The 24,850-nt window shown below is 68.4% G+C and carries 24 protein-coding genes and 1 pseudogene; 13 read left to right on the forward strand and 12 right to left on the reverse strand.

The window, feature by feature from the left end:
• Positions 1–3 precede the first annotated feature (3 nt).
• The 5 genes from ACQPZQ_RS19340 to ACQPZQ_RS19360 all read right to left on the reverse strand — a co-directional run bounded on the left by ACQPZQ_RS19340 (position 4) and on the right by ACQPZQ_RS19360 (position 3,708).
• On the reverse strand, positions 4–933 hold the full coding sequence (locus ACQPZQ_RS19340; RefSeq protein ID WP_433297731.1) for an SDR family NAD(P)-dependent oxidoreductase: 930 nt from the start codon (positions 931–933) through the stop codon (positions 4–6).
• A gap of 66 nt (positions 934–999) precedes the next feature.
• Positions 1,000–1,857, reverse strand: coding sequence for an IclR family transcriptional regulator (locus ACQPZQ_RS19345; protein ID WP_433297733.1), 858 nt, complete (start codon positions 1,855–1,857; stop codon positions 1,000–1,002).
• Entirely contained in the window at positions 1,854–2,096 is a 243-nt protein-coding gene (locus tag ACQPZQ_RS19350; protein WP_433297736.1) for a hypothetical protein, read from the reverse strand. The genes ACQPZQ_RS19345 and ACQPZQ_RS19350 overlap by 4 nt, the downstream gene beginning before the upstream one ends.
• Positions 2,093–3,163, reverse strand: coding sequence for a hypothetical protein (locus ACQPZQ_RS19355; RefSeq protein ID WP_433297738.1), 1,071 nt, complete (start codon positions 3,161–3,163; stop codon positions 2,093–2,095). Before ACQPZQ_RS19355 ends, ACQPZQ_RS19350 begins: the two co-directional genes overlap by 4 nt.
• Positions 3,160–3,708 carry a UGSC family (seleno)protein gene (locus ACQPZQ_RS19360; protein ID WP_433297741.1) on the reverse strand — a complete coding sequence of 183 codons (549 nt, stop codon included), beginning with the start codon at positions 3,706–3,708 and terminating at the stop codon, positions 3,160–3,162. Before ACQPZQ_RS19360 ends, ACQPZQ_RS19355 begins: the two co-directional genes overlap by 4 nt.
• Before the next feature lie 735 nt (positions 3,709–4,443).
• Here ACQPZQ_RS19360 and ACQPZQ_RS19365 point away from each other — a divergent pair.
• The 11 genes and pseudogenes from ACQPZQ_RS19365 (at position 4,444) to ACQPZQ_RS19415 (ending at position 15,170) form a co-directional block, all read left to right on the forward strand.
• A complete protein-coding gene (locus tag ACQPZQ_RS19365) occupies positions 4,444–6,114 on the forward strand; it encodes an extracellular solute-binding protein (RefSeq protein ID WP_433297744.1) in 1,671 nt (556 codons plus the stop codon).
• A gap of 6 nt (positions 6,115–6,120) precedes the next feature.
• The gene (locus ACQPZQ_RS19370; protein ID WP_433297747.1) at positions 6,121–7,347 is read left to right on the forward strand and encodes a thiolase family protein; all 1,227 of its coding nucleotides are present in this window, start codon (positions 6,121–6,123) and stop codon (positions 7,345–7,347) included.
• 13 nt (positions 7,348–7,360) lie between these two features.
• Positions 7,361–7,771 (forward strand): Zn-ribbon domain-containing OB-fold protein, encoded by a 411-nt coding sequence (locus ACQPZQ_RS19375; protein WP_433297750.1) that lies wholly within the window; start codon positions 7,361–7,363, stop codon positions 7,769–7,771.
• A gap of 4 nt (positions 7,772–7,775) precedes the next feature.
• Positions 7,776–8,612 (forward strand): enoyl-CoA hydratase/isomerase family protein, encoded by an 837-nt coding sequence (locus ACQPZQ_RS19380; RefSeq protein WP_433297753.1) that lies wholly within the window; start codon positions 7,776–7,778, stop codon positions 8,610–8,612.
• Positions 8,605–10,929 carry a CoA transferase gene (locus ACQPZQ_RS19385; protein ID WP_433297755.1) on the forward strand — a complete coding sequence of 775 codons (2,325 nt, stop codon included), beginning with the start codon at positions 8,605–8,607 and terminating at the stop codon, positions 10,927–10,929. The genes ACQPZQ_RS19380 and ACQPZQ_RS19385 overlap by 8 nt, the downstream gene beginning before the upstream one ends.
• Positions 10,930–11,014: 85 nt before the next feature.
• Positions 11,015–11,974: an ABC transporter permease gene (locus tag ACQPZQ_RS19390; protein WP_433297758.1), complete on the forward strand. Its 960-nt coding sequence runs from the start codon at positions 11,015–11,017 to the stop codon at positions 11,972–11,974.
• A 254-nt stretch (positions 11,975–12,228) separates the two neighbouring features.
• A pseudogene (locus ACQPZQ_RS19395) lies at positions 12,229–12,336 on the forward strand (carbohydrate ABC transporter permease); the annotation flags it as partial.
• Between the two features lie 48 nt (positions 12,337–12,384).
• On the forward strand, positions 12,385–12,912 hold the full coding sequence (locus ACQPZQ_RS19400) for a carbohydrate ABC transporter permease (protein WP_433299291.1): 528 nt from the start codon (positions 12,385–12,387) through the stop codon (positions 12,910–12,912).
• A 22-nt stretch (positions 12,913–12,934) separates the two neighbouring features.
• Positions 12,935–13,822, forward strand: coding sequence for an LLM class flavin-dependent oxidoreductase (locus tag ACQPZQ_RS19405; protein WP_433297760.1), 888 nt, complete (start codon positions 12,935–12,937; stop codon positions 13,820–13,822).
• Positions 13,823–13,915: 93 nt separating this feature from the next.
• Positions 13,916–14,596, forward strand: a complete 681-nt coding sequence (locus tag ACQPZQ_RS19410) for a GntR family transcriptional regulator (RefSeq protein WP_433297762.1) — start codon at positions 13,916–13,918, stop codon at positions 14,594–14,596.
• Positions 14,597–14,756: 160 nt separating this feature from the next.
• Positions 14,757–15,170: a hypothetical protein gene (locus ACQPZQ_RS19415; RefSeq protein ID WP_433297764.1), complete on the forward strand. Its 414-nt coding sequence runs from the start codon at positions 14,757–14,759 to the stop codon at positions 15,168–15,170.
• 15 nt (positions 15,171–15,185) lie between these two features.
• Here ACQPZQ_RS19415 and ACQPZQ_RS19420 read toward each other — a convergent pair whose 3' ends face one another.
• Positions 15,186–15,854, reverse strand: a complete 669-nt coding sequence (locus ACQPZQ_RS19420) for a TetR/AcrR family transcriptional regulator (RefSeq protein ID WP_433297766.1) — start codon at positions 15,852–15,854, stop codon at positions 15,186–15,188.
• Between the two features lie 179 nt (positions 15,855–16,033).
• Between ACQPZQ_RS19420 and groL the strand changes: the two genes are divergently transcribed.
• Positions 16,034–17,671 carry a chaperonin GroEL gene (gene groL, locus ACQPZQ_RS19425; protein WP_433297768.1) on the forward strand — a complete coding sequence of 546 codons (1,638 nt, stop codon included), beginning with the start codon at positions 16,034–16,036 and terminating at the stop codon, positions 17,669–17,671.
• A 53-nt stretch (positions 17,672–17,724) separates the two neighbouring features.
• Here the strand turns inward: groL and ACQPZQ_RS19430 are convergent, their stop codons facing one another.
• The 4 genes from ACQPZQ_RS19430 to ACQPZQ_RS19445 all read right to left on the reverse strand — a co-directional run bounded on the left by ACQPZQ_RS19430 (position 17,725) and on the right by ACQPZQ_RS19445 (position 21,719).
• Positions 17,725–18,399 carry a GntR family transcriptional regulator gene (locus tag ACQPZQ_RS19430; RefSeq protein ID WP_433297770.1) on the reverse strand — a complete coding sequence of 225 codons (675 nt, stop codon included), beginning with the start codon at positions 18,397–18,399 and terminating at the stop codon, positions 17,725–17,727.
• Positions 18,400–18,423: 24 nt separating this feature from the next.
• Positions 18,424–19,392, reverse strand: coding sequence for a 2-hydroxyacid dehydrogenase (locus tag ACQPZQ_RS19435; RefSeq protein WP_433297772.1), 969 nt, complete (start codon positions 19,390–19,392; stop codon positions 18,424–18,426).
• Positions 19,389–20,321 carry an HpcH/HpaI aldolase/citrate lyase family protein gene (locus ACQPZQ_RS19440; protein ID WP_433297774.1) on the reverse strand — a complete coding sequence of 311 codons (933 nt, stop codon included), beginning with the start codon at positions 20,319–20,321 and terminating at the stop codon, positions 19,389–19,391. Before ACQPZQ_RS19440 ends, ACQPZQ_RS19435 begins: the two co-directional genes overlap by 4 nt.
• Positions 20,322–20,444: 123 nt before the next feature.
• Entirely contained in the window at positions 20,445–21,719 is a 1,275-nt protein-coding gene (locus tag ACQPZQ_RS19445; protein ID WP_433297777.1) for a CaiB/BaiF CoA transferase family protein, read from the reverse strand.
• A gap of 298 nt (positions 21,720–22,017) precedes the next feature.
• On the opposite strand from ACQPZQ_RS19445, the gene glnA reads away from it, so the two are divergent.
• Positions 22,018–23,433: a type I glutamate--ammonia ligase gene (gene glnA / locus ACQPZQ_RS19450; protein WP_433297780.1), complete on the forward strand. Its 1,416-nt coding sequence runs from the start codon at positions 22,018–22,020 to the stop codon at positions 23,431–23,433.
• Here the strand turns inward: glnA and ACQPZQ_RS19455 are convergent.
• The gene (locus ACQPZQ_RS19455) at positions 23,421–23,690 is read right to left on the reverse strand and encodes a hypothetical protein (RefSeq protein WP_433297783.1); all 270 of its coding nucleotides are present in this window, start codon (positions 23,688–23,690) and stop codon (positions 23,421–23,423) included. The genes glnA and ACQPZQ_RS19455 overlap by 13 nt on opposite strands.
• 59 nt (positions 23,691–23,749) lie before the next feature.
• A complete protein-coding gene (gene amrS / locus ACQPZQ_RS19460) occupies positions 23,750–24,850 on the reverse strand; it encodes an AmmeMemoRadiSam system radical SAM enzyme (RefSeq protein ID WP_433297784.1) in 1,101 nt (366 codons plus the stop codon).

Here is a 24,850-nt window from a genome sequence, read left to right on the forward strand (position 1 = left end):
GCCTTACGTCGGCTCGCGGTCCAGCTCGCCTGTCACGTCGAGCGGGATCACCGGCACCGGCCCGGCGAGGTCGGCGGCGGGACCGGGGAAATAGGCGAAGTTCTTCGCCCGCGCGCCGCCGTCGACCACGAGGTCGCAGCCGGTGATGAGCCGCGCGTAATCCGAGGACAGCCACGCCACACAATGGCCGATGTCCGTGGGAGTGCCGGTGCTGCCCATCGGAGCCATCGGCGGCCGCTCGCCTGTCCACCGTGAGGGCCTGCGCCACTCCTCGTCGCCCGTGGCTCCGCCGATGCCGGTCCGGGGCCGGTCGAGGACCCCGCCTGCGCCGCGCTCGGCGATCAGAGTGGGGTTGTCCGGGGTGGGGGCGGTGGGCGTGTAGCTGTTCACGCGGATCCCGTACGGCGCGAGGTCCATCGCCGCGGCCCGGACGAAGTTGTTCACCCCGCCCTTGTGGAAGGCGTAGGCGATGACCCCGGCCGACCCGGACCAGCCGTTCGACGAGGAGATCGCGACGATCGAGCCGCGGATGCCGCGCTCGGCCATGTGCCGCCCGACGTACTTGGTGTTGAGGAAGTTTCCCATCGCCGCCACCTGCACGGCGCGGGAGAAGAACTCCGCACTCTCGTCGAGCACGCCCTTGCCACCGAGCAGCGCGGCGTTGTTGACCAGGATGTCGATCTGTCCGAGCTCGTCGATCACCCGCTGCACGTAACCGATCACCTGTTGCTCGTCGGTGACGTCGCCCGGCACCGCGATCGCCCGGCCGCCGTTGCGCTCGATCCGGTCCACACAGGCCTTGGCTGCGGCGGGATCGATGTCGTTGCAGGCCACCGTCGCGCCGTAGCGCGCGAGGGCCAACGCGATTCCGCTGCCGATGTTGGGGCCTGCTCCGGTGACGAGGGCGACCTTGCCCTCCAGCGAGATCTCCACGTGTGCTCCCGTCTCGTGCGGTGTCCGACGTCAGTAGGGGAAGGTGGGCGCGCTCAGCACCCACGATCAGAAGGGCGCCACCGGCCGGCGCCCCGCGCGGAGCCTGCGGCTGCGCCCCGCGCTCGGGGCACCGAGGGCACGGGAGACTCCGCGGGCCGCGGCCACCACCGCCGGCACGAGGCGGCGTGCGTCGGCGCTGCTCCCGGCGAGCACGACGGTGAGGGACGCGGTGACGGTGTCGGTCTCGTCCCTGACCGGCGCGGCGACGGACACCGCCGAGAGCGACATGTGGCCCTCGGAGATCGCGTGCCCGCACCGGCGGATGCGGTCCAGCTCCGCGCGCAGCGCCGTCGGATCGACCAGCGTCCGCGAGGTGTAGCGCCGCAGCGGGCCTGCGAACACCCGCTCCTGCAGTTCCGGCTCCGCGTACGCGAGCAGCACCAGACCGGCGCTGGACGCGTGCAGCGAGCGGCGCCTGCCGAGGAAGGACAGCACCGGTATCGCCCGCGGCGCGGAAAGCCGCTCGACGAACACCATCTCGTTCCCGTCGCGCACGGCGAGCAGGACGTTCTCCCGCGTCGCCAGGAAGAGGTCCTCGAGGAAGGGGAACGCGGTCTCACGCATGCCGAGCGCCCGCGGGGCGAGCGCGGCGGTCTCCCACAGCCGCAGGCCCACGTGGTAGCGGCCCGTCGCCGTGCGTTCCAGCACGCCCGCCGCCGTCAGTTCGCCGATCATGCGGTGGGTGGTGGTGAGCGGCAGCCCGGAACGTTTGCTCAGCTCGGTGAGGGTCAGCTCGTCGTGCTGCGGGTCGAACGACTCCAGCAGAAGCAGCAGCCTCCGCAATGGCGAGTCGCGCAGAGCGTCCCGCGGTGCGTCCTTTGCGTCACGGCCCGGGCCGGCGCCTCCCGGGCCGCGGCCTGTCACGGTCGCGCTCCGGGCTCGTCGCCGGGGTAGACCAGCGCGATCGCCTCCTCCGACACGCCGAGGGCGCCGTGCAGGATGCTGCGCATGATCGGCTTGGGCACGAGGCAGTCGGCGCACGCCTCGGGCCCGGCGGTGATCCGCACCTGCACGCCGGCGTCGTCCCGGTGCATCTCCATGGCGTAGTCGTCGGCGGCGAGGGTGGCGCGTAGTCCGGCGAGGGCGGTTTCGTCGTTCGTCACGAGGTCGGTCCTTCCGTGCGGACCCGGTCGATCGGATGTGCCGTGCGTGACCAGCCCCCGAACCCGAAGGGCCGCACGACCATCGACATCGCGGCGTTGCGTGCCCCGGCCACGACGACGAGCAGTTGTTCGGGCGCGGCGAGCATGTGCAGTCCGTGCGCGTCGATGCCCGGGCCCTCCATGCCGCCGAGGCCCTTGCCCGCACGCTCCAGGTCGGCATGGCTGCGCACCGCGTGGTCGTACATCCACTGCTGCACCTCGGCTTTGGTGTAGCCGGCGCCGGCGAGCAACTGGGCATGCTCCACCCCGAGGACGAGACCCGCCGAGGAGTGCCGCCCGATCGCCGCGCCGGTGCGCGAGACCGTGTCGCACAGATCCCACAGCACCTCCTCGGCGACCGTGGTGTGCCGGTTGTCCACGAACTCGCAGGTGCGCAGGAGCAGCGCCGTCACCGCGTCCGTGCCTGCCGTGAGCCCCAGCTCCACCGCGAGCGGGTCCCAGGGGCTCTCCTCCTCGTTCTCCCCGATGCACAGCGACCACCGCCCGGGCACGCCCTGCGTGGCCTGCTCCAGCTCCTGCGGGCGCACCCCAAGGACGTTGCGCACGATGAGGCCGACAGCCCTGGCGATCGTGGCGTTGGCCCGGAACCCGGGACCGAGCACCCCACCGGCGCAGTTGATCCCGAGCTCGCCCCTGACCGGGCCGTTGACGATGATCAGCGGCGCCGGCCCGCTCGTGCTCTGCCACGCGCCTCCGGTGACGACCCGCTCGCCCATCAGCGCGTCCCATGCCGCGAGGACGACCGGGAAGTGCTCCGGTAGGCAGCCGGCCATAGCGGCGTTCACCGCCGCCTGCTCCACCGTGCACGCGCGGTCGAGGTTCGGCATCGCGGCGACGATGTCGGTGCGGGCCCGGGGCGTGGCGGCCAGGAACTCCTCCACCATCTCCGCCGTCACGGGTACGACCGGCAGTCCGTCGGTCCAGCCCTGCTCGTAGGCGTGCTCGACGACGCGGCGGGCGTAGTCCAGCCGTTCGGTGTCCTGCTGCAGCGCCGAGTCGAGAGTCACGCCGCCGCCGCGCCGTCCGTCGTCAGCGTCCCGACGATCTCCGGCAGGGCGAGCCGTGCCCGCTCGCGGATCCCGTCGGCGTCGAGCGGGGCCACCGGGTGCGCGGTGGTGATGTAGTCGTAGCCCGGGCTGCCCTGCAGCCGGGCCATCGCGTCGGCGCTCACGGTGAACGCGTCGCTGCAGATCACGACGGCCGGCACCCCGGCGGCTTCGAGCGCCAGCCCGTCGGCGACGGCGGAGGCGCTGCACGAGCCACAGTCACCGACCCCGACGACGACCACGTCGCACGCCGCGACGAGCTCGGCGAGTGTGTCGGCGGGCACCGGGTCGGTGATGCTGAGCTTGCGGCGGCGCACCACGTCCTTCGCGCCGTGCTCGGCGGCGAGCAGGTCGGCGACCGCGTCCAGGAACTGCTCGGCGTTGCGCTTGGTGTTGGCCAGCAGGCCCACGGTGCGTCCGTGCAAGTCGGCGGGACGGGGCGCGAGCGCGGTGGCGCCGCCGGACAGGGTCGCACCTGCCGTGGGGTCGATGAGGGCTTCGAACAACGTGGGTCCCTCCCGTCGCCGCGGCGCACATGGGGCTGCCGCACGGTGTGAGTGGCGGGTGCCGGATCCGCGATCAGCGTCCGGCTTCCGAGTACCGGCGGCGGGGCCCTGCACCGTCGGTCCGGATTGACGGTAATTGCGGGCGGCCCGCCTCTGCTATGCGACTTCCGTGCCGTGGAAGCGCGGGGCTGCCTTCGCACATGCCGTCCGACCTGCGGAGAGGCCGGTGATGGGCCGCCGCGTAGGACATGCGCCGTGGGGCCTGACGCCCGGCAACTCGGCAGGCTGCGGGGAAGGGATGGGGCACGACGGCGAGGGCAGCGGGCTCCACCAAGACTCCTCCGGCTGAATCGGAGTCTTCGCCGCCCGGCCAACCCCGGTGCCGCCGCGTCCTGCGCCACATCGGTCCCTGGTACCAGCTCGTCGGGCGTCGCGCGCCCCGGCTTGGGTGCGACAGAGAGCGGTCCAGGCGGCTCGTTCGAGTACCGCGACAAGGACCACGCAACCTGCGCTCATCCCTGACGGCCAGCCGCAGCCGGCGTCTTCCCGAGGATCGCTTGACAGCGCGGATGTCCACGGTGGAACATCAAATCCCGTCTTACGTCATACGTACTACCGTCTGATGACTGCTCTTCGGCCCGGCCGCGGCGCTATGCGCTATGGCCGATATCGGCGTGCCCGCAAAAGGAGTACGCCTTTCGCGTTCTGATCTCTGAGGGTTGGAGGATTCGTCAAATGCCGATACACAACGGGGTGGATCGACGAACGTTTCTGCGGGCCGGTCTGACGGGCGCCGCAATGCTGGGGGCGGCTGGGCTCCTGTCGGCATGTGGCGGTGGGTCGGCACCTGGAGGGGCTTCCCAGGGCAGGGCAGTCACGCCGACGTACGTTCCGTATGCGAACAAGCCGCCGGCCGACCTGCCGGGCAACGACTTCGGCCTGGCCGACACCTACCTGAAGTATCCGAGTAACCCCAGGAAGCTCACTGACGGCGTGCCCGGCGACGGCAGTGACGTAACCGCGATGGTTCTCACCTATGACCCGATCGTGCCCGGCGTCGAGAACAATCGTTACTGGCAGGAGGTGAACCAGCGGCTCGGCGTGAACCTGAAGATGCAGCAGGTTCCGGCCGGGGACTACGGTTCGAAGCTCCCCACCGTGCTGGCCGGCAACGACATTCCCGACTTCGTCCAGTTCCAGACCTACCCGCCGTCCTTCCCGGACCTTCTGAAGGCGAAGTTCCAGGATCTGGCGCCGTTCCTGGCCGGTGACAAGGTCAAGGACTATCCCTTCCTTGCGAATATTCCAGGGTACTTCTGGGATACCTCGGTCATGTACAACGGTGGGATATACGGGATTCCAATTGCCGCGTACAAGATGGTGAACTACCTTTTCACGCGCGACGACATCATCGAGGGCAAGGGTCTCAGCACGACGTTCGGGACGTTCGATGAGTTCCTGGATCTCGTCAAGGCGGTCAACGACCCGAGGAACAGTCAGTGGGCCCTCACGCACGTGGTGGAGCCGACTGCCAAAGCGCCGGCCGGAACCTTCGCCTACGTGCTCCAGTGCATGGGCGTCGGAAACGTGTGGTCGGAGAACAACGGAACGTTCACGAGCTACCACGTGGATGAACGGACCAAGGAAGCGATCAGTGTATGTGCCGGCCTGGTCAAGGACGGCTACGTGCACCCCGAGGCGTTCAGCGGTGCCACGGTCGACTTCGTGACGAACATGGCGATCGGGCGTGCGGTGATGGGGATCCCCGGGGGCCTCACGTCGCTGCCGCGCTTCTTCAACCTGAGCATCAGCGACAAGATGAGGATCGGTGGCGCCAAGCCGGTGCCGTACGCCGCGGGCACGGACGCCCGCGCCTGGCAGCGGACACCTGCATTCAGTATTACAGCCATCAAGCAGGGCGAACCGGAGCGCATCAGGACCCTGCTCGAGATTGCCAACTATCTGGCCACGCCGTTCGGCTCGGAAGAGTACAGCTTCATCAATTTCGGTTCGCGGGGCACACACTGGAACCCCGACGGCGCGGGCGGCGATCCGGTGATCACACCGCTCGGCAAGGCCGAGCTCACCGGGTTCGGGCTTCCTTACATCGCGTGTCCGCCGCGGGTGTTGTACACGCCCGGAATCGCCGATTCGGTCAGGAAGCAGTACGAGATCGAGAAGTCGATGATGGAGACCTCGGTGGCCAACGCCAGCCTCGGCCTCTACTCGGAGACCGAGGGCCGGAAGTGGGCCACCCTCGAGCGGGCGATGGGTGATGCCCAGGCGGAGATCATGAAGGGCAATCAGCCTCTGTCGACCTGGGACGACGCGGTCCGGACGTGGAAGGCGCAGGGCGGCGACCGGATCGCACAGGAGTACCAAGAGGTTCTCGCGGCTTCGAAGTAGGCGAGTGTGGAGAATGCTTCCTATCACGAAAGGAAAGGCCGTGGTTCTAGTGGGATGTCTGCCGGACGGGGTCGCCGAATGAGTGGTGCGGTCGGTCCGCGCGAGATCGCGGTTGTCGGCGTCGGCCAGACGAACCACCGGGAGCTGTTCCAGGAGAAAGGTGTACAGCGGGACGCTCACGCTCTCGGCGCTGAGGCGCTACGGCTCGCTCTCGATGACGCCGGAATGGCGAAGGAGGAGCTCGACGGTCTCTTGGTCTCTCGCGTCGGCTACAACCGGATGGCCGACGTGCTCGGGATCCATCGTCCCCGTTTCGTTCAAGAGCTCGAGGGCTCCGGCCGGATGAGCGGTGTCGCCCTCCAGAACGCAGTGGCGCTGATCTCGAGTGGGGCGGCCGAGGTCGTGGCGTGCGTGTACGGGAACAACGGGCGCTCCGCGCAGATGAAGTACGGCGGTGAGGGAGCTGGAGAGGGCGCCGGCCCCACGGCCGGCTATGACGCGATGTATGGCATGACGTCGCCGGGCGCGTACGTCTCCATGATGTACCAGCGGTACCGCCACTTGTACGGGGTGCCCGAGGATGCCCTCGCCCCGCTGGCCATCAACAACCGGCGCAATGCCACGCGCAATCCGCTGGCCGTCTTTCAGGAAGAGATCACGCATGACCAGTACATGGGTTCGCGGTTCATCGCCGAGCCGATGCGGTTGTTCGACTACTGCATCATCAATGACGGTGGCGTCGCATTCATCGTGACCACGATGGAACGCGCCAGGACGCTGGCCAAGCCGCCGGTGCGGGTAGCTGCGACGGCCGGGATGGCGGAGCTGACGAACTTCTACACGAGCGCAGACTTCTTCTTCGACGCCTGCCGGCACGTCGCACTGCAGGTCCACGATCAGTCCGGTCTGCGTCCAGAGGAGATGAAAGCGCTGGAGGTATACGACAACTTCCTTCCCACGATTCTGTTCACCCTGGAGGGGTTCGGGCATGCCGATCGGGGGACGGCGTGGGAATGGGTGCGTGAGAACAGTATCGGGTTCGACGGGGACCGGCCGATGAACACGTCAGGCGGACATACGGCCGAGAGTTACATGCAGGGCTGGGCGCTGCATGTCGAGGCGGTCAAACAGGTCCGAGGCGAAGCGGGCGAACGGCAGGTTTCGGGTTGCGATGCTGTGCAGTACATGTGCGCGTCGCCCATCGTCACCTCGCATGTGTTCACCGCGGCCTGAGGGAGGAACAGCTGTGGACATCGATGCGTTCGAGCGAATCCTGCCTGCGGAGACGCCTGCCAATCGCCCCTATTGGGAGGGCCTGCGGGCAGGGGAGTTGCGTGTGCAGTTCTGCGACGACGACGGCACGGCCTGGTTTCCGGAGTCGCCTGTTTGCCCCCATTGCCTGTCGCCGAAGTTCACATGGAAGGCGGCCAGTGGCCGAGGCACGTTGTGGTCCTGGATCCGGATGCACCAGAACTACTTCGCGGCGTTCGAGGACGAACGGCCGTACGTGATCGCCTTCATCAAACTGGAGGAGGGGCCGTTCTTCATCGGCACGATCACCGACCCGATCGAGCGCCTCACCATCGACGCTGACGTCGAGGCCGACTTCGACCAGGTGGGCAGCCGCACCGTGGCGAAGTTCAGACTGGCGAAGTGACGACGTGACCGACTCGAATCGTCATCAGCAAGTCGCTGTGGATGCACCGTTGGTGCTGCTTGAGTTCCCGAGCGATGGCGTCGCCCGCATCACACTCAACCGTCCCGAGAAGCGGAATGCCATGAGCCGCCGGGCGCGCAGGGAACTGATCGCGGCCCTGGATCGGTGTCGCGGCGCGGCACGCGCGATCGTGTTGACGGGAGCCGGGCCGGCGTTCTGCGCCGGGGTCGATCTGAAGGAGGTCGATGCGGCCGGACCGGCGCAGAATGCGCTGGACGGGGACGACCCGTGGATCGCGGTGCAGGAGGCTATCCGCCGGCATCCGGCCATCGTGATCACCGCGGTGAACGGGTTCGCCCTCGGCGGCGGCGTGACGTTGATCAACAGCTCTGATTTGGCGCTGGCCTCGGCCGAAGCCGAGATCGGGATGCCGGAGATCGGGTTCGGTCTGTACCCAGGTCTCGCCGGTCCCTCGACACAACTGCGGCTCAGCCCTAAGCGGGCGGCGTGGATGGTGCTCACCGGCAGGCGGATAAGCGGGCGAACTGCGCAGGAATGGGGTTTGGTGAACCTCGCCGTAGGGCCGGCCGAACTGCAGGACGAAGCGCTGGCGCTGGCCGTCGACATCGCACAGCGCGATCCGGTCACGCTCGAATGGTGCAAGAAGGCGCTGTGGGAAGTGCCGATGCACATCACTGACTGGACCGCCGCGCTCGAGTACGGGGAGAGCGTCGGAACCCAGATCCGCTCCCGCACCGGCGCTGTGGGAGACGGGCTGAGTGCTTTCGCTCAAGGCCGGCGTAACCCGGGGCAAGGCGCCAACGGTGGCAGACATGGGTGAGTCGGGCGAGGTGCTGAGGGTGGTCGAGCTGGCCCAGGGCGTGGCGGGGCCCGTGGCAGGCCGGCTCTTCGCCGGCCTCGGCCACGAGGTCGTGAAGTGCGAACCACCCACGGGGGACTACCTGCGAGGCACGCGCGACACGTCCGGTCCCAGCACGGACGTCATGGCGTTCGGGTTCGCCGCCCTCAATGCGGGGAAGCGGAGCGTCGCGATCGACCTCGACTCGGTAGAGGGTCGGCACAGCGCGACGGAGCTGATCGCGACCGCCGACGTGGTCATCAGCGATCTCTGCGCCGACCAGGCGGACGCTCTGTTCTTGAGGGGCGAGGCCAGGCGGGAGCACTGGCCGGAGCTGGTGACCGTGTCGGTGACGGGATTCGGGCTCGACAACGCCTGGTCGGTCCACCGCCCTGACAGCATGCTCGCCGAGTCGTTCGGCGGCCTGGCCGTCATGATCGGCGAGCCGAACCGGCGTCCGCTGAGCCTCGGTGGAGAGCAGGCGGCGCACGCGGCTGGGTTCGTCGGGTTCTTCGGCGCGATGCTCGCGCTCCAACGCGTGCGGCAGGGCAAAGGCGGCGACGTCGCCGACGTCGCCCTTTCGGACGTCGTGGCCTACATCGACTGGAAGAGCGACGTCGCGCATGCGGTCACGGGTGTTACCCCGCGCCGGGGCGGCGTCCGGCGCGGCCGGTGGAGGATGGTCCCGGCGCTCGACGGCTGGGCGGGCGTCATCTATCAGCCAGACCAGTGGGACTCCATGATCCAACTGATCGGCGACCAGCGACTGGCCGATCCCTGTTTCGCCGACGAGCCCTCCCGCGACGAGTCGGTCGAGGAGTGGTGGCCGGTGATCGAGGAGTGGGCAGCCGTCCGGACGCGCGACCAGATCTACAAAGAGGCACAGGGACTCGGTCTGGCGTTCGGCATCAGCACGGACATGGCCGACCTCACCGCGTCGGCGCACTACCGCTCCCGTGGCTTCATCCCGGAACCGCAGCCCGGTGTCCTACCTCCGACGTTGGGGAAGTTCTTCACGGCCGCAGAGCTGCCGTGGACGACTGGGGACGTCCCGGCGCTGGGCCAGCACACGGCCGAGCTGCTCGGTAGTCGGATGCCGCCTCGTACGCAGGCTGCTCACCGACCAGCGACGAACGCCGCCGACCCGACCGCCGGACCGCTGGCCGGCATGGTCGTCCTGGACCTCGGCACGATCACGGCCGGCGCCGCCACCGGACGGCTGCTGGCCGACTACGGCGCCACCGTCATAAAGATCGAGTCAATGGAACGCCCTGACCCGTTTCGCAAGTGGGTTATCGCAGGCACACCTGCCGAGAAGCTGCCGCGGGACGGCGACACCGTCTCGCCGGTGTTCGAGTCGAACAACGCCGGGAAGTTCGGCGTGACGCTGGACCTGAAGTCGGATGAGGGGCAGGAGGAGTTCCGCCGGCTCGTCGCCGGGGCCGACGTCGTCATCGAGAACTTCCGCGTCGGAGTGACGAAGCGCCTCGGCGTGGACTACGCGTCCCTGCGGAGGATCAACCCGGCCCTGATTTATCTGTCGCTGTCCAGCCAGGGGCAGGATGGCCCCGAGGCGCAGTCGCGCTCCTACGGATCGACGCTGGACATGCTTTCCGGGCTCGCGTCGCTCACCGGGTACGAGGACGGGCCACCCACATGGTCCTCGGTGGACGTGAACTACCCGGACCAACTCGTGTCGCTCTTCGGTGCCGCCCTCGTGGCCTACTGCTGGAACCGCCGCGTGTCCACCTACGTGGACGTCGCGCAGCGGGAGACCGTTTCCTGGACCTTGGCCGACCAGATCGAGGCGTTCCTGGCGACGGGCCGGATCGCCGGACCCACCGGCAACCGCCGCCCGGGTGCCGCTCCGCACGACGTCTACCCGTGCTCGGGCGTCGACCGGTGGGTGGCCATCGCCTGCTTCACCGACGAGCAGCGTGCGGCCCTCGCGGCCGTCGTCGGGCTGGAGCGGATCGGTTCCGACTGGAAGGGCTACGGTGATGATGCCGGCCGCATCGACCAGGCCATCGAAGCGTGGACGAGCGTGCGGTCGCGCGAGGAATGCGTGCGCATCTTGGGCGCGCTAGCTGTCCCGTGCGTCCCGGTGCTGAACGCCGAAGATCGCGCGCGGGACACGCATTTCATCCGACATCGGGTATTCCTCGACGGTCCGGTGCGCCGTAAGGGATTTCCGCTCGTCTTCGAAGGCCACCTGCCACCTCCCCCGGGACCGGCGCCGCAGGTGGGGGAGCACACGGATCTGGTCCTCGGCGAGGGAAGCCCGATCCGGCGCTCGTGACTTCCGCCGGCACTTGCCGGCCGCCGGTCGCCACGAGGTCCCGGCGCTGCAGGAATTGGGTGAGGCGCTCGACAAAGGAGTTGGCGTGACAGCTGCAGGTCATCCGACGATAAGGTCGTCGAGGTTCACCGAGAGGATCGTCCAGCGGATCCGCCGAGATCGGATCCTGCTCGTGCTGGCCGTTCCCGGAATTCTGATCATCCTGTTGTTTCGTTACGTTCCGCTGCTCGGGAACGTGATCGCGTTTCAGGATTTCCAGCCCTTCCTTGGCATCTCCGAAAGTTCATGGGTGGGGTTCGACAACTTCCGTATCCTCGCCGACCCTCTCTTCCTGAACGCCCTCACGAACACGCTGATCATCACCCTGATCCAGGTCGTGCTTGTGTTCCCAGCGCCGATCATCGTCGCGCTGCTGCTCAACAGCATGCTGGCCGAGCGGTGGAAGCGGCTGGTCCAGTCGATCCTCTACATGCCGCACTTCCTTTCCTGGGTGATGGTCGTGGCCATCACCCAGCAGTTGCTCGGCGGAACCGGAATCATCAACAACGCGTTGCGGGGCGCGAACCTCGCAACAGTGAACATCATCGGGAACGAAGACTGGTTCTTTGCCCTCATCACTTCGCAGGTGATCTGGAAGGACACCGGGTGGGCCACCATCCTCTTTCTCGCTGCGCTGTCCCGGATTGACGTCGGACTGTATGAGGCAGCGAGTGTGGATGGCGCGAGCCGGTGGCGGCAATTGTGGCATATTACCTTGCCGGGACTCCGTTCCATCATCATCCTGCTCCTCATCCTTCGATTGGGTGAAGCGTTGAACGTCGGGTTCGAACAGATCCTGTTGCAGCAACCTGCGGTAGGAATCCGAGCCAGCGAAGTGCTCGACACCTATGTCTACAACAATGGTATTATTGGTGGCAACTGGGGTGCTGCGGCCGCTGTCGGGCTTTTGAAAGGAATCGTCGGCGTCGTTCTCGTACTCGGCGCCAACAAGGTCGCTCATATGTTCGGTGAACCCGGTCTCTACGATTCCAGGAGCAGTCGATGACCGTGACCATCGCTCGGCCGAGCACCACGACAACCCCTCCGTCACGCCGGAGGCGGCGGCCGGTACTGGTGGGTGGGATGCCGCCGCCGTCCATGCTCGCGAGGGTGCTGAAGGGGATCGTGCTGACGATCCTGTGCGCCTTCGTCGTGATCCCGTTTGTCAGCGTCGTCTCGACGAGCCTCGCGGACCAGGCACAGGTGAGTCAGGCCGGGGGGTTCGTGCTGTTCCCGGACAACCCGAGCCTGCGGGCGTACGAGTCCCTCTTCGAGGGCGGCGTCGTGACCAGAGCGTTCCTCGTGAGCTTGGCGATCACGGTGGTTGGTACGCTCATCAGCCTGGCGTGCACGGCGACACTGGCGTACGCGCTCAGCAGACCGGAGAGCTTCGGGCACCGGCCGCTCCTGCTGACAGTGCTCGCCACCCTGCTCTTCGCCCCAGGAATCATCCCCAACTATCTGGTGATCCAGCAGGTCGGGCTGCTTGACTCGTACTGGTCCCTGATCCTTCCAGTGGCGGTGAACGGGTTCAACGTGATCGTCATGCGCGCGTTCTTCATGGGGCTGCCGAGGGAACTCATGGAGGCGGCCCGTATCGATGGCGCTGGGGAGATCGCCACCCTGCGGCTGATTGTGATGCCGCTCTCCAAGGCGGTCTTCGCTGTCATCGGCCTCTTCTACGCAGTCAGCTACTGGAACGCGTTCTTCAATGCGCTGTTGTACCTGAATGATGCAACGATGTGGCCGCTGCAACTGGTGGTGCGTTCGTACGTCATCCAGAACGCCACGCTGAGCGACCCACTGGCCACCACCGCGCCGCCGCCTACCGAGTCGATTCAGATGGCGATCCTGGTGCTCTCCATCGTCCCGATCCTGCTCGTCTACCCGTTCCTTCAGAGACACTTCGCGAAGGGCGTGTTGACGGGCGCCGTCAAGAGCTGACTGTCCACGGAAGGACGGCAAGTTGCGTATAGGCATCGATGTCCCCCCGAACGACGCGAACGGGAATCTCCTCGACGCGAAGGAGCTGATGACCCGGGCGAAGATGATCGAGGACGCCGGGCTGGACGGAATCTGGCACGGTGATGCGTCCTACTACCGAGGCCAGTACACCGAGGTGGATCCGTTTCAGTGGTCGGTCCTGTGCGCGGCGGCGACCGAAAGCATCGAGGTTGGGCTGACAGTGCTGCAGGTGCCGCTGCGCGAGCCCGTCGATCTCGCCCAGCGCCTGCTCACGACCCACGCTCTGACGAATGGGCGGTTCACCGCGGGCGTTGGGGCCGGCTCAACCTTCCGCGGCGCATTCCAGGCAGTGCACGTGCCCTACGACGACCGGTTCAGGATCTTCCACTCACACATGGACAAGATCCGCCAACTACTCGACGGCGAGGAAGTCGACGACGCTGTCCTGCCGCCCTTCCCCGGTGCGCGGGGCGGCCCCCGTTTCGTGCTCGGCGCGTGGAGCAGTCCGGTCTCCCTCAGCCGGGCGGCGCGCGACTACGACGGCTGGATGAGCTCCTCGGGGCTCACCAACATCAAGATCATGGGGGAAGGCATCCGGCGCTACCGGGACCTGGGTGGCCGGCGCGCGATGACGACCACGTGCCGCGTCGACCTGCGCGCCCCGAACCGCAAGCTGGACGAGGACAGTCCGTTCACCCTGATCTGCGGTCCGGACGAGGCCGCGGAGCGGCTCAACCGCCTCGTCGAATTGGGCTTCGACGACGTCTGCCTCCGATTTGTCGATGAACGGGAGACGGGCAGCCGGCGGACAGCGCAGTTCACCGCGGACGATCTGGCCACGATTCGCTCGCTGCTGCCGAAGGACCCGCGCAGCGCGGTCGCGGCCTAGCGGCTCGGAGCGAATGCGCAGTTCGTTCTCCGGCTGCCTTCTGCGCTGACGGTAGGATCTGGACGGTCATATAGACCCTCGGAGGGGAGTGGCGTGTCCGCGTCGGACCTTGGTATGCGGATCGAGCGCCCGGAGCAGTTGCTCCGGGACCGAGTCGTCGACGTCGTGCGCGAAGCGATCTTGCGCGGCAGCCTCGCTCCTGGACGGCGGCTCACCGAGCGCGAGCTTGGCGAGCTCACAGGCGTGAGCCGCACATCGCTTCGTGAGGCACTGCGTCACCTGCAGGCTGAAGGGCTTGTGGAGAGCTCGGCGAGCCGCGGTCTGAGGGTCGCGGTACTCACCCCCGAGGTGGTCGGCCACCTCTACGACGTCCGTGCCGCGCTGGAGCCGGCCGCCGTGGAGCTCTTCGTTCGGAGCGCCACCGCCGAGCAGGTCGCTGCGCTGACCGCAACCCGCCAGCTCGAAGCGCCGGAGCCGGAGGAGGAGCTTCAGGCCACCCGCGAATTTTATCGAATCCTGCTGGAGGGCACAGCCAACCCGATCCTGCAGCAAATAGCGGGGTCGATCGACGCCCGGATCCACGCGCTGCGGCGGGTTTCGCTGCGAGCACCTGGCCGGCAGTTGAAAAGTCGCCGCGAGATCGACGACATCCTTGCCGCGATCAAGAGCGGCGACGCGGGCCAAGCCGTCGAGTTGGCCCGCCTGCACGTTCTCGCGGCGAAGGAGGCCGCGCTCGTGGCGGTGAGGAGTCTGGAGAGGACCGAGGCGTCCTGAGGCCGGCTGTACCCGTCCATCCGGCAGTGGCACATCGGCTGGAACCCATCTCAGATCTCGTTCGCGCCACCGCGCTCTTGTCGTTCGGCGCGTCTGCCAGCAGTACGGTTTCTCCCCCAGGACGCCCGGAAAGCCTGCTCCGAAGCGATAGGTGGTCACCGTGGTCGGCATCGTGCTCCTCGCTCTGCTCGCCGCCGCGGTGATCGTCGGACTGATGGCCGGCGGGGGAGACGCTGCGGACCGCTTCGATACCTGGACGGCACGGACTGCCCTCGGACTGGCGCTCCTCGGTGAGGTGGGGGTGGCCGTCCTCGTGACGAGCCTCGGTCCGGACGACCTCCCGGTGCTGCTGGCGTTCGCGGCGGTACCGCTGGTGCTCACCGCCGTGCCGTTCGCACTGCGCGCGCTGACGCTCGTGTCGCGGCTGGTCACGGCGGTGTGCGCCCTGCTTCTCGCCGTGTATGTCGGCATCACGGGGCTATCGATCGGGCTGTTCTTCGCACCGGCCGCCCTCGCGCTCGTCCAGCTCGCCGCCTTGCGGGCACGGCGGCAGCCTGACCGAACTGTCGCCTGAGGAGAAGCAGACCTTCTAGCGCTCCGGATTCGATGTCCGGCGGCGAGGGTCGGCCGCCTGGAGTGCGGGAACGAGAGGCGCGAGCGCCTCCCGGAGGATGTCTGCAAGCGATCCCTGGGGAACGACGAGGAGCTGCGCGCTGCCCCGTTCCTGCATCTCCCGCGGTGGACGCAGCCAGCGCTCGGCTGCCACCCGGGCGGCAGCCGACACCGCCGCCCCGAGCACCGCCGGTGCCAGGTCGTCGTCGCCGCTGGTCCGCGCTGCGATCGCCGATGTGAGTGGCTGCTCGATCCCGGCGACCAGGGCGAGGAACTCCGCACGTACCCGCGGTGCGGATGTGATCAGAGCGAGCATGTCCTCGCCGGGTTCGCCGTCGGCGACGTACTGCTCGACCACGGCCTCGACGACGGCTTCGGCCAGGGGTTCGTCGGCAGGCCGGGCCCGCAGGGCCGCACCGATCCGCAAGGCCCGCTCTGCCTCGATCGCGGCGACGATCGCCTGCTCTCTGCTCGAGAAGTAGTTGTTGTACGTGCGCGGTGACACGCCCGCGGCCTCGGCGATGTCCTCGACCCGCACGTTCTCCGGGCCGCGCTCCAGCGCGAGGCGCAACGCCGCCGCGCTGAGCGCCTCGCGGGTGGCGACCTTCTTGCGCTCGCGCAGCCCGCCGCTCTCCTTCGGGTTCATGCCGGGAGCATAGCCCGGCCATGCGTGCACGCAATTTTGCGTGCGCGCATGATTGTGTACTCTCCTGCTGGCACTCCGGACACGAGAGTGCCAGTCCGGTGAGAGGCGCCGGTGGGACCGAGGTCCAGCCGTCGCGGGCTCCGGTGCCGATCACCCACCATCCTGAGAGGACAGTCGCCATGGCGAAGATGATCGCTTTCGACGAGGAGGCGCGCCGCGGGCTCGAGCGCGGCATGAACACCCTCGCCGACGCTGTCAAGGTGACGCTGGGCCCGCGTGGTCGCAACGTCGTCCTGGAGAAGAAGTGGGGCGCGCCCACCATCACCAACGATGGTGTGTCGATCGCCAAGGAGATCGAGCTCGAGGACCCGTGGGAGAAGATCGGGGCCGAGCTGGTCAAGGAAGTTGCCAAGAAGACCGACGACATCGCGGGTGATGGCACCACCACCGCGACGGTCCTGGCGCAGGCGCTGGTCCGTGAGGGTCTGCGCAACGTGGCTGCGGGTGCGAACCCGATGGCGCTCAAGCGGGGCATCGAGAAGGCCGTGGAGGCCGTTTCGCAGCAGCTGCTGAAGACCGCCAAGGAGGTCGAGACCAAGGAGCAGATCGCTGCTACCGCCTCGATCTCGGCGGCTGACTCCACGATCGGTGAGCTGATCGCCGAGGCGATGGACAAGGTCGGCAAGGAAGGCGTGATCACGGTCGAGGAGTCCCAGACCTTCGGTCTGGAGCTCGAGCTCACCGAGGGCATGCGCTTCGACAAGGGCTACCTCGCCCCGCATTTCATCACCGATCCCGAGCGGATGGAGGCGGTCCTCGACGAGCCGTACCTGCTGTTCGCGGCATCGAAGATCTCGTCGGTGAAGGATCTGCTGCCCGTACTGGAGCAGGTGATGCAGACGGGCAAGCCGCTCGTCGTGATCGCGGAGGACGTCGACGGCGAAGCGTTGCCGACTCTGCTGGTGAACAAGCTGAAGGGGACGTTCCGCTCGGTGGCGGTGAAGGCCCCGGGCTTCGGTGACCGTCGCGAGGCGATGCTGGCCGACATGGCCATCCTCACCGGTGGCGAGGTCATCTCGGAGAAGGTCGGTCTCAAGCTGGAGAACGCCGACCTGTCGCTGCTGGGCCGTGCCCGCAAGGTCGTGGTCACCAAGGACGAGACCACCATCGTCGACGGTGCCGGCGACGCCGACCAGATCGCGGGCCGGGTCAACCAGATCCGCGCCGAGATCGAGCGCACCGACTCCGACTACGACCGCGAGAAGCTCCAGGAGCGCCTGGCCAAGCTCGCCGGTGGTGTCGCGGTGATCAAGGCCGGTGCGGCCACCGAGGTCGAGCTCAAGGAGCGCAAGCACCGCATCGAGGACGCCGTTCGCAACGCGAAGGCGGCCGTCGAGGAGGGCATCGTCGCCGGCGGCGGCGTGGCGCTCATCCAGGCCGGTGCCGGCCTGTTCGAGGGCCCCGGTGATTTCTTCGGCGTCCTGGACGGTGACGAGGCCACCGGCGCCAACATCGTCAAGGTTGCGCTGGAGGCCCCGCTCAAGCAGATCGCGGTCAACGCCGGCCTCGAGGGTGGTGTCGTCGCGGAGAAGGTGCGCGGCCGGGGCCCGGGCGAGGGCCTGGACGCGGCCACCGGTGAGTACAAGGACCTGATCAAGGCCGGCATCATCGACCCGGCCAAGGTCACCCGCTCGGCGCTGCAGAACGCGGCCTCGATCGCGGCCCTGTTCCTCACCACCGAGGCCGTCATCGCCGACAAGCCGGAGAAGAACCCGGCCCCGGTCGGCGGCGACCCGACGGGCGGCATGGACTTCTGAGCCACGGGGCGCCGGGCCACTCCGCCCGTCCCGGCCCGGCGTCCCCTGCTCGCTCAGGTCTCGGGGGCCCCGATTGCCCGCAGGTGTTGGATGGTGGCCATCTTGCCGCGCTCGATGTGGTCGAGCATCGCGGTGGCAGCCTCGTCGGCCCGCCGGGAGAGCAGCGCGTCGGTGACGGCCGCGTGGTCGTCGACGGAGCGGTGGCGGCGATGGATGAACCAGATCGCCTGGTACGGGACGCCCGTCCAGAGCCGGTCGATGAACTCGTCGAGGAACGCCGAGTGTGCCGCCTCGTAGACGGTGCGGTGCCACAGCGCGTTGAGATCGACGATCACGCCCTGCTCGCCGTCCTCCTTCTCGGCGGCGGCGCGGAACTCCTCGTGCAGGCCGCGGATCTCCTCGAGCTCGCCTGCCGTCGCGCGTTCGCTCGCCAGCCGGGTGGCGAGCGGCTCCAGAGTCTCGCGCAGCAGGTAGATCTCCTCGGCCCGCGGGATGGAGTACCGGGTGACCACGTGGCCGTGGTGCGGCCGGTACTCGACGAGCCCGTGCGCCTGGAGCATGCGCAGCGCCTCGCGGATCGGCGTCAGGCTCATCTGCATCTCGTCCGAGAGACTCTGCAGAGTCAGTTTCGCGCCTCCCGCGAGCCGGCCGCGCTCGATCTGCCGCCGGATCACGGTGAAGGCCTCCTCGGCCTTCGTCACCGACACGCGATCCCGCTTCCCCGGCATCGAGCGCCTCCCGTCGGTGGATGGTCAGGAGGACGGTACTGAGATGGGTGTGGGGGCGTCCTTCCCCGTGAGCACCGCGACGACGTTGTCCACGGCCAGTTCGGCCATGCGGGTGCGCGTCTCGACGGTGGCCGACCCGAGGTGCGGAGCCAGCACCACATTGTCGAGGCGGCGCAGCTCGTCGTGCACCTCGGGCTCGTTCTCGTAGACGTCCAAACCGGCGCCCGCGATGGTGCCGTCGGCGAGCGCCGCGGCCAGCGCCGCTTCGTCCACGATCGGGCCACGTGCGGTGTTGACCAGGTACGCGTCGCGCTTCATGGCGCGCAGGGCGTCGGCGTCGATGAGGTGGCGGGTCTCCGGCGTGAGGGGGCAGTGCACGGAGACCACGTCGGACGTCGCCAGCAGTTCGTCCAGCGGAAGCGGGTGCGAGCCGTCGACATCGACGGGTCGGCGGGAGTGGTGGACGACGTCCATGCCGAAGGCGGCGGCCCGCCGTGCCACGGCCCGGCCGATGCTCCCCATCCCGATGATCCCCAGCTGCTTGCCCTGCAGCCCCGACCCGAGCATGAAGGCGATGTCCCACGACCACGGCGTGCCGGACCGGACGAGGCGGTCGCCCTCGGCCACCCGCCGTGTGACGGTCAGCAGCAGGGTCATCGTGAGATCGGCGGTGGCGTCGACCAGCACTCCGGGGGTGTTGGAGGCGAGCACGCCGCGGCGGGTGATGGCGGGAACGTCGAGGTTGTCGTAGCCGACGGCGGTGTTCGCGACGATCTTCAGGTCCGGGCCCGCGGCGGCGATGACGTCGTCGTCGATCCGATCGGTGAGCATGCTGATGATCGCGCTCGCCCCGCGGACGGCCGCGTGCAACTCGTCGACGGTCAGCGGCCGGTCGTGCGGTGACACCCACACGGAACCGACAGAGTGCAACGGTTCGAGGGCCGCTGGCGGAAGTGCGCGGGTAACCACGATCCGCGGGGTCTCGGGGCTCATATGGTGGGCGTCCTCGGGCTCTGGTCGATGCTCGGGCCTGCGGCTTCTTCGGCGAGCAGGGCGCGGGCGCGGTGGGCGATCGGGTAGTCGATGAACGTACCGTCGTCGAGGCGGATCGAGGAGACGCCGGCCGCCTCGGCCTCGTGGAACGCCTCGTCCACCCGGCGGGCCCACTGAAGCTCCTCGGCGCTCGGCGCGAACGCCGCGGCGACGACCGGGATCTGCCGGGGGTGGATCACCTGCTTGCCCCCGAACCCCAGCCGCCGCGCACGAGCCGCGGACCGGGCGAGCCCGTCGGTGTCGTCGAGGTCGAGGTGGGGTCCGTCGATCGGTTTGGGCCGTCCGGCGGCCGCGGCGCCGAGCACCACCTGCGATCGCGCGACGAACAGTTCCTCGCCGTCGGCGGTGGGCGTGACCCCGAGCTCGCGGGACAGGTCCGCCGGGCCGAAGGCGAGCGTGTGGACCCGCGGGTCGGCCGCGGCGATGTAGCGCGCCTCGGCGATTCCCGCCGCGGTCTCGACGAGCGGAACGATCCTGGTCCGGCCCGGCTCCACGCCCACACGGGCCTCGGCCTTCCCGAGGAGTGCGGCGGCGGTGCGGACCGCGGCCGGGCTGGAGCTCATCGGGACGATCACGAGGTCGACGCGGCTGAGCACGGGTTCGAGCGCCTCGACGTCGGCTTCGGCGAGGCCCGTGTCGACGGCGTTGATCCGCACGGCGATCGCCGGCCCGTCCGGCGGCAGGGTCGGCAGCGTCGCCGCTACGGCCTGCCGGGCCGCCTCCTTCCGCGAGCGCGCGACGGCGTCCTCGAGGTCGATCGCGATCCCGTCGGCGCCCGCGGCGGCGGCCTTGGGGATGCGGTCCGGCCGGTCCCCCGGCACGAAGAGCAGCGTGCGCAACCGCAGCGGCTGCGCGCTCGGCACGGTCATCGGATCAACACCCTTCCCACTGGACGGCAGCGGGTCGACCCACGTGGGCTCGACCCCGCGTGGAGTGCTCCCCGTCGACGAACGTCATCACACCCGTCACCGGCTCGACGATCCACTCACCGATCATCGAGGTGTCCACGCCGTCGGCGAGCGCTCGCTGCGTTCACCGGGCGAGCGGGTGCCGGTCGGTCCGATGACGCCATCGGCCATGAGTTGTGCGAGCTCCGCGGGCCGGCACCCGAGCCGGTCGCGCAGGATCTCGTCGTTGTGTTCGCCGAGCAGCGGCCCGGCGTTGCGGATGCGTCCGGGGGTGCGGGTCAGGTTCGCGATCAGCCCTTGCATCCGCAGCGGCCCGAGGCCGGGGTGCTCGACCGTCGTGACGCTGCGCGCGGTGAAGTGCGGGTCGGCGGCGATGTCGGCGATCGAGTAGATCGGGCCGACAGTGGCGCCGACGGCGTCGAAGGTGGCAAGGACCTCAGCGCTGTCGCGTTCTGCGACCCAGCTCGCGATGGCGTCGTCGATCTCGTCCCGATGCGCGATACACCCGGTGATGTCGCCGAACCACGAGGCGTCGGCGAGGTCGTCTCGACCGACGGCACGCAGGATCCGCCTGCCCGTTGCGGTCGTCGCGCCGGAGAGCGCAACCCATCGCCCGTCGCGGGTCCGGTAGCACTCGCGCGGCACGTTGAAGCCGGTGCGGCTGCCCTGGCGCGTCGGCACCGTGCCGAGCTGGTCGTAGGCGGAGGTCTGCGCGCCGAGGATCCAGAAGAGCGGCTCGTAGATCGACAGGTCGACGACCTGTCCCTCGCCGGTCCGTTCAGCGTGGCGCAGCGCGATCATCGTGGCGAACGCGCCTGCGAGGGCAGCCACGCCGTCGGCCAGCGGCCACTGGGGGAGCACGGGAGGGCCGTCCGCCGGGCCGTTGGTGTGGGCGAAGCCGGAGATCGCCTCGGCCAGCGTGCCGAAGCCCGGGCGAGAGCGGTACGGCCCGGTCTGGCCGAACCCCGAGACCCGCACGACGACGAGCCGCGGGTTGATGCGCAGCAGGTCCTCGGGGTCGAGGCCCCAGCGTTCGAGCGTGCCCGGCCGGAAGTTCTCGACGAACACGTCGGCCTCCGCCAGCAGTTGGCGCAGCATCGCGGCACCGCGGGGGTCGGACAGCGCGAGCGTGATCGCGCGCTTGTTGCGCCCGACGAGTGCCCACCACAGCGACTCGCCGTCCTTGCGCCACTCCCAGGAGCGCAGGCCGTCGCCGTGGGGATGCTCGACCTTGACCACGTCGGCGCCGAAATCGCCCAGGAGCGTCGCGATCATCGGACCGGCGTAGATCGTCGCGGCGTCGACGACCCGTACGCCGGAGAGCGGGAGCTCGGCAGCGGCGTCAGTCGTGTCAAACATTTGATAAAAGCTATGCCGGCCCCTCGTTCCCTGACAACCCCCGCCGTGCGAGCACCCGGATGCGTCACCTTGCGTCCGGGCGGGCCGGCTCGCCGCCGAGCGGGCTCCAGCGAGTACCGGCGCCGTGATTCACGCTGATCATGAGTGCGGCGTTACCATTCCTTTCGCTGTTCTCATTTGTGGACCGTGCTCGGAGCCTGGGCACACGGTGTTGTCCTCCCGCCCCCGTTCTGGGCACTGACGGGGGAACCCTGGAAAGATCTTCCAACGCACCGGCCAGGTTCACCAGGAGCTGGTTATGCCAGAAACGTCGCACGATGTCGTCGCACTTGCCCACAGCGCTGACGCGCGGATCGTGGACCTTCGGTTCTGCGACCTTCCCGGGCTGATGCAGCACTTCTCCATCCCTGTGGAGGAACTCACCGAAGAAGGAATCGAGTCGGGCTACGGCTTCGACGGCTCCTCGATCCGCGGGTTCCAGGCGATCCACGAGTCCGACATGCTGCTGATGCCGGATCCGTCGACGGCCGTGATGGATCCGTTCCGTGATGTACCCACCCTCCAGATTCACTGCTTCGTCGTCGACCCCATCACACGGGAGAGCTACTCCCGCGATCCCCGCCACATCGCCAGGAAGGCGGAGGCCCACCTGAGGGAAACCGGTATCGCCGAGGTGTCCTACTGGGGCCCCGAACTCGAGTTCTACATTTTCGACGGAGCGCGCTTCGACCAGAACCAGCACGAGGGCTACTACCACATCGAGTCGATCGAAGGGGTGTGGGCATCCGGAGATCCAGGGAGCCGCGGCTATCGTCCCCGGTACAAGGAGGGGTACTTCCCGGTTCCTCCCATGGACCAGCACCAGGACCTGCGGAGCGAGATGGCCCTGACCCTCATGGCGCTCGGTATCCCCATCGAGGTGCAGCACCACGAGGTGGGCACCGCAGGCCAGGCCGAGATGGATATGCGCTTCGCATCCCTGCTGGCCATGGCGGACAACGTCATGAACTACAAGTACGTGGTCAAGAGTGTCGCCTGGCGGGCGGGTAAGACGGCCACCTTCATGCCCAAGCCGCTCTTCGCCGACAACGGCTCGGGCATGCACGTCCACCAGTCGCTGTGGAGCAACGGGGAGAACCTCTTCTACGACGAGGCCGGGTACGCGGGGCTGAGCGACCTCGCCCGGTACTACATCGGCGGGCTCCTCGAGCACTCTCCCGCGCTGCTGGCGTTCTGTGCGCCGACCACCAACTCCTACCGCCGTCTCGTTCCCGGCTACGAGGCGCCGATCAACCTCGTCTACTCGCAGCGCAATCGCTCGGCCTGTGTGCGCATCCCGATGTACGTGCAGAGCGCCAAAGCCAAGCGCCTCGAGTTCCGCCCTCCAGACCCCACCGCGAACCCCTACCTCGCCTTCTCGGCGATGTTGCAGGCGGGCCTCGACGGGATCCGGAACAAGACCGAGCCACCTGAGCCGATCGACCGCGACCTCTACGAACTCGAGCCCGAGGAGGCAGGAGCGGTGAAACACGTGCCGGCCTCGCTGGAGGCGGTGCTGGAGGCGCTCGAGGCGGATCGCGACTTCCTCACCGAGGGAGACGTCTTCACCGACGACCTGGTCGACACCTGGCTGGACTACAAGCGGACCAAGGAGGTGGACCAGATCCGGCTGCGGCCCCACCCCTGGGAGTTCATGCTCTACTACGACCTCTGATCGACATCACGCGGCTTCGCGGGGTAGCCGCTCTCCTCCGGATCGTGACGTGGAACAGCAGCTATCCGGACGCGGGCGACGGACAGATGGCGCGCGACCTCGCCGGTGATTCGTTCGGCGTCGTCCGACCAACGTTTCATTCGCTCGTGCTCGGACGACGACCGGTAGTTGCACATCAGTTCGTCGAGCGCAGCGAAGAGATCGGCAATGGCGACATATCGCGATGTCGAGTGGCGTGGCGCGTCGTGCTCCGCCATCTGTTCGTGATACACCCGCCCGGCGCTTCGTGGAAGCCCCCGAGGCGACGGATTCGTACTCAGTGCCGACCGACGGACACCGGCAGGCGGCGGGCTCCCCACTGCCCCGCCGGTCCGTCGTAGCGGCCGGGGATCGCGGCACCACAGCCGGTGCAGCGACCATCGCCGGTGATCTCGTAGCGGCCGATGACGTACCAGTCGCGCTCGACGACGACCGTGCCGCACGCCGGGCAGATGGTCTGGCCCCCCTCGGGGTCGTGGACGTTGCCCGTGTAGACGAAGCGCAGCCCGTGCCCCAGGGCGATGCGACGGGCCCGGGTCAGTGTCGCCGGAGGGGTGGGTGGGACGTCGCGCATCTTGAAGTCCGGGTGGAACGCGGTGAAGTGCAGTGGTACGTCCGTGCCGAGGTTGTCGGCGATCCAGGCGCACTCCGCGTCGATCTCGCCGTCGGAGTCGTTGTGCCCGGGGATCAGCAGGGTGGTGATCTCGAACCAGACGTCGGTGTCGTGGCGCAGGTACAGCAGTGTGTCCAGCACCGGCTGCAGGTGCGCGGCCGAGATGCGGTGGTAGAAGTCGTCGGTGAACGCCTTGAGGTCGACGTTGGCGGCGTCGAGGTGGGCGAACAGCGCCCGCCGGGGTTCGCCGGTGATGTAGCCGGCGGTCACGGCGATCGCCTTGATCCCTCTGGCGCGGCAGGCGTCCGCGACGTCCACCGCGTATTCGAGGAAGATCACCGGGTCGTTGTAGGTCATCGCCACGCTGCGGCACGCGAGCCGCTCGGCGGCCTCGGCGATGTCGTCCGGGCCGGCGGCGTCGGTCAGCCGGTCGATCTCGCGGGACTTCGAGATGTCCCAGTTCTGGCAGAACCGGCAGGAGAGGTTGCAGCCCGCAGTGCCGAAGGACAGCACCGGGGTGCCGGGCAGGAAGTGGTTCAACGGCTTCTTCTCGACCGGGTCGACGCAGAACCCGCTGGACCGGCCGTACGAGGTGAGCACCACCTGGTCGGAGACCCGGCCCCGGACGAAGCACAGCCCCCGCTGGCCTTCGCGCAGCCGACATGCGCGGGGGCACACGTCGCATTGCAGCCGGCCGTCGTCGAGCCGGTGCCAGAAGCGGCCGGCGACGGTGTGCCGGTCGTCAAGGCTGATCTCGGAGGTCAT

It is taken from the genome of Pseudonocardia sp. CA-142604 (assembly GCF_050948475.1).
GTDB lineage: Bacteria > Actinomycetota > Actinomycetes > Mycobacteriales > Pseudonocardiaceae > Pseudonocardia > Pseudonocardia alaniniphila.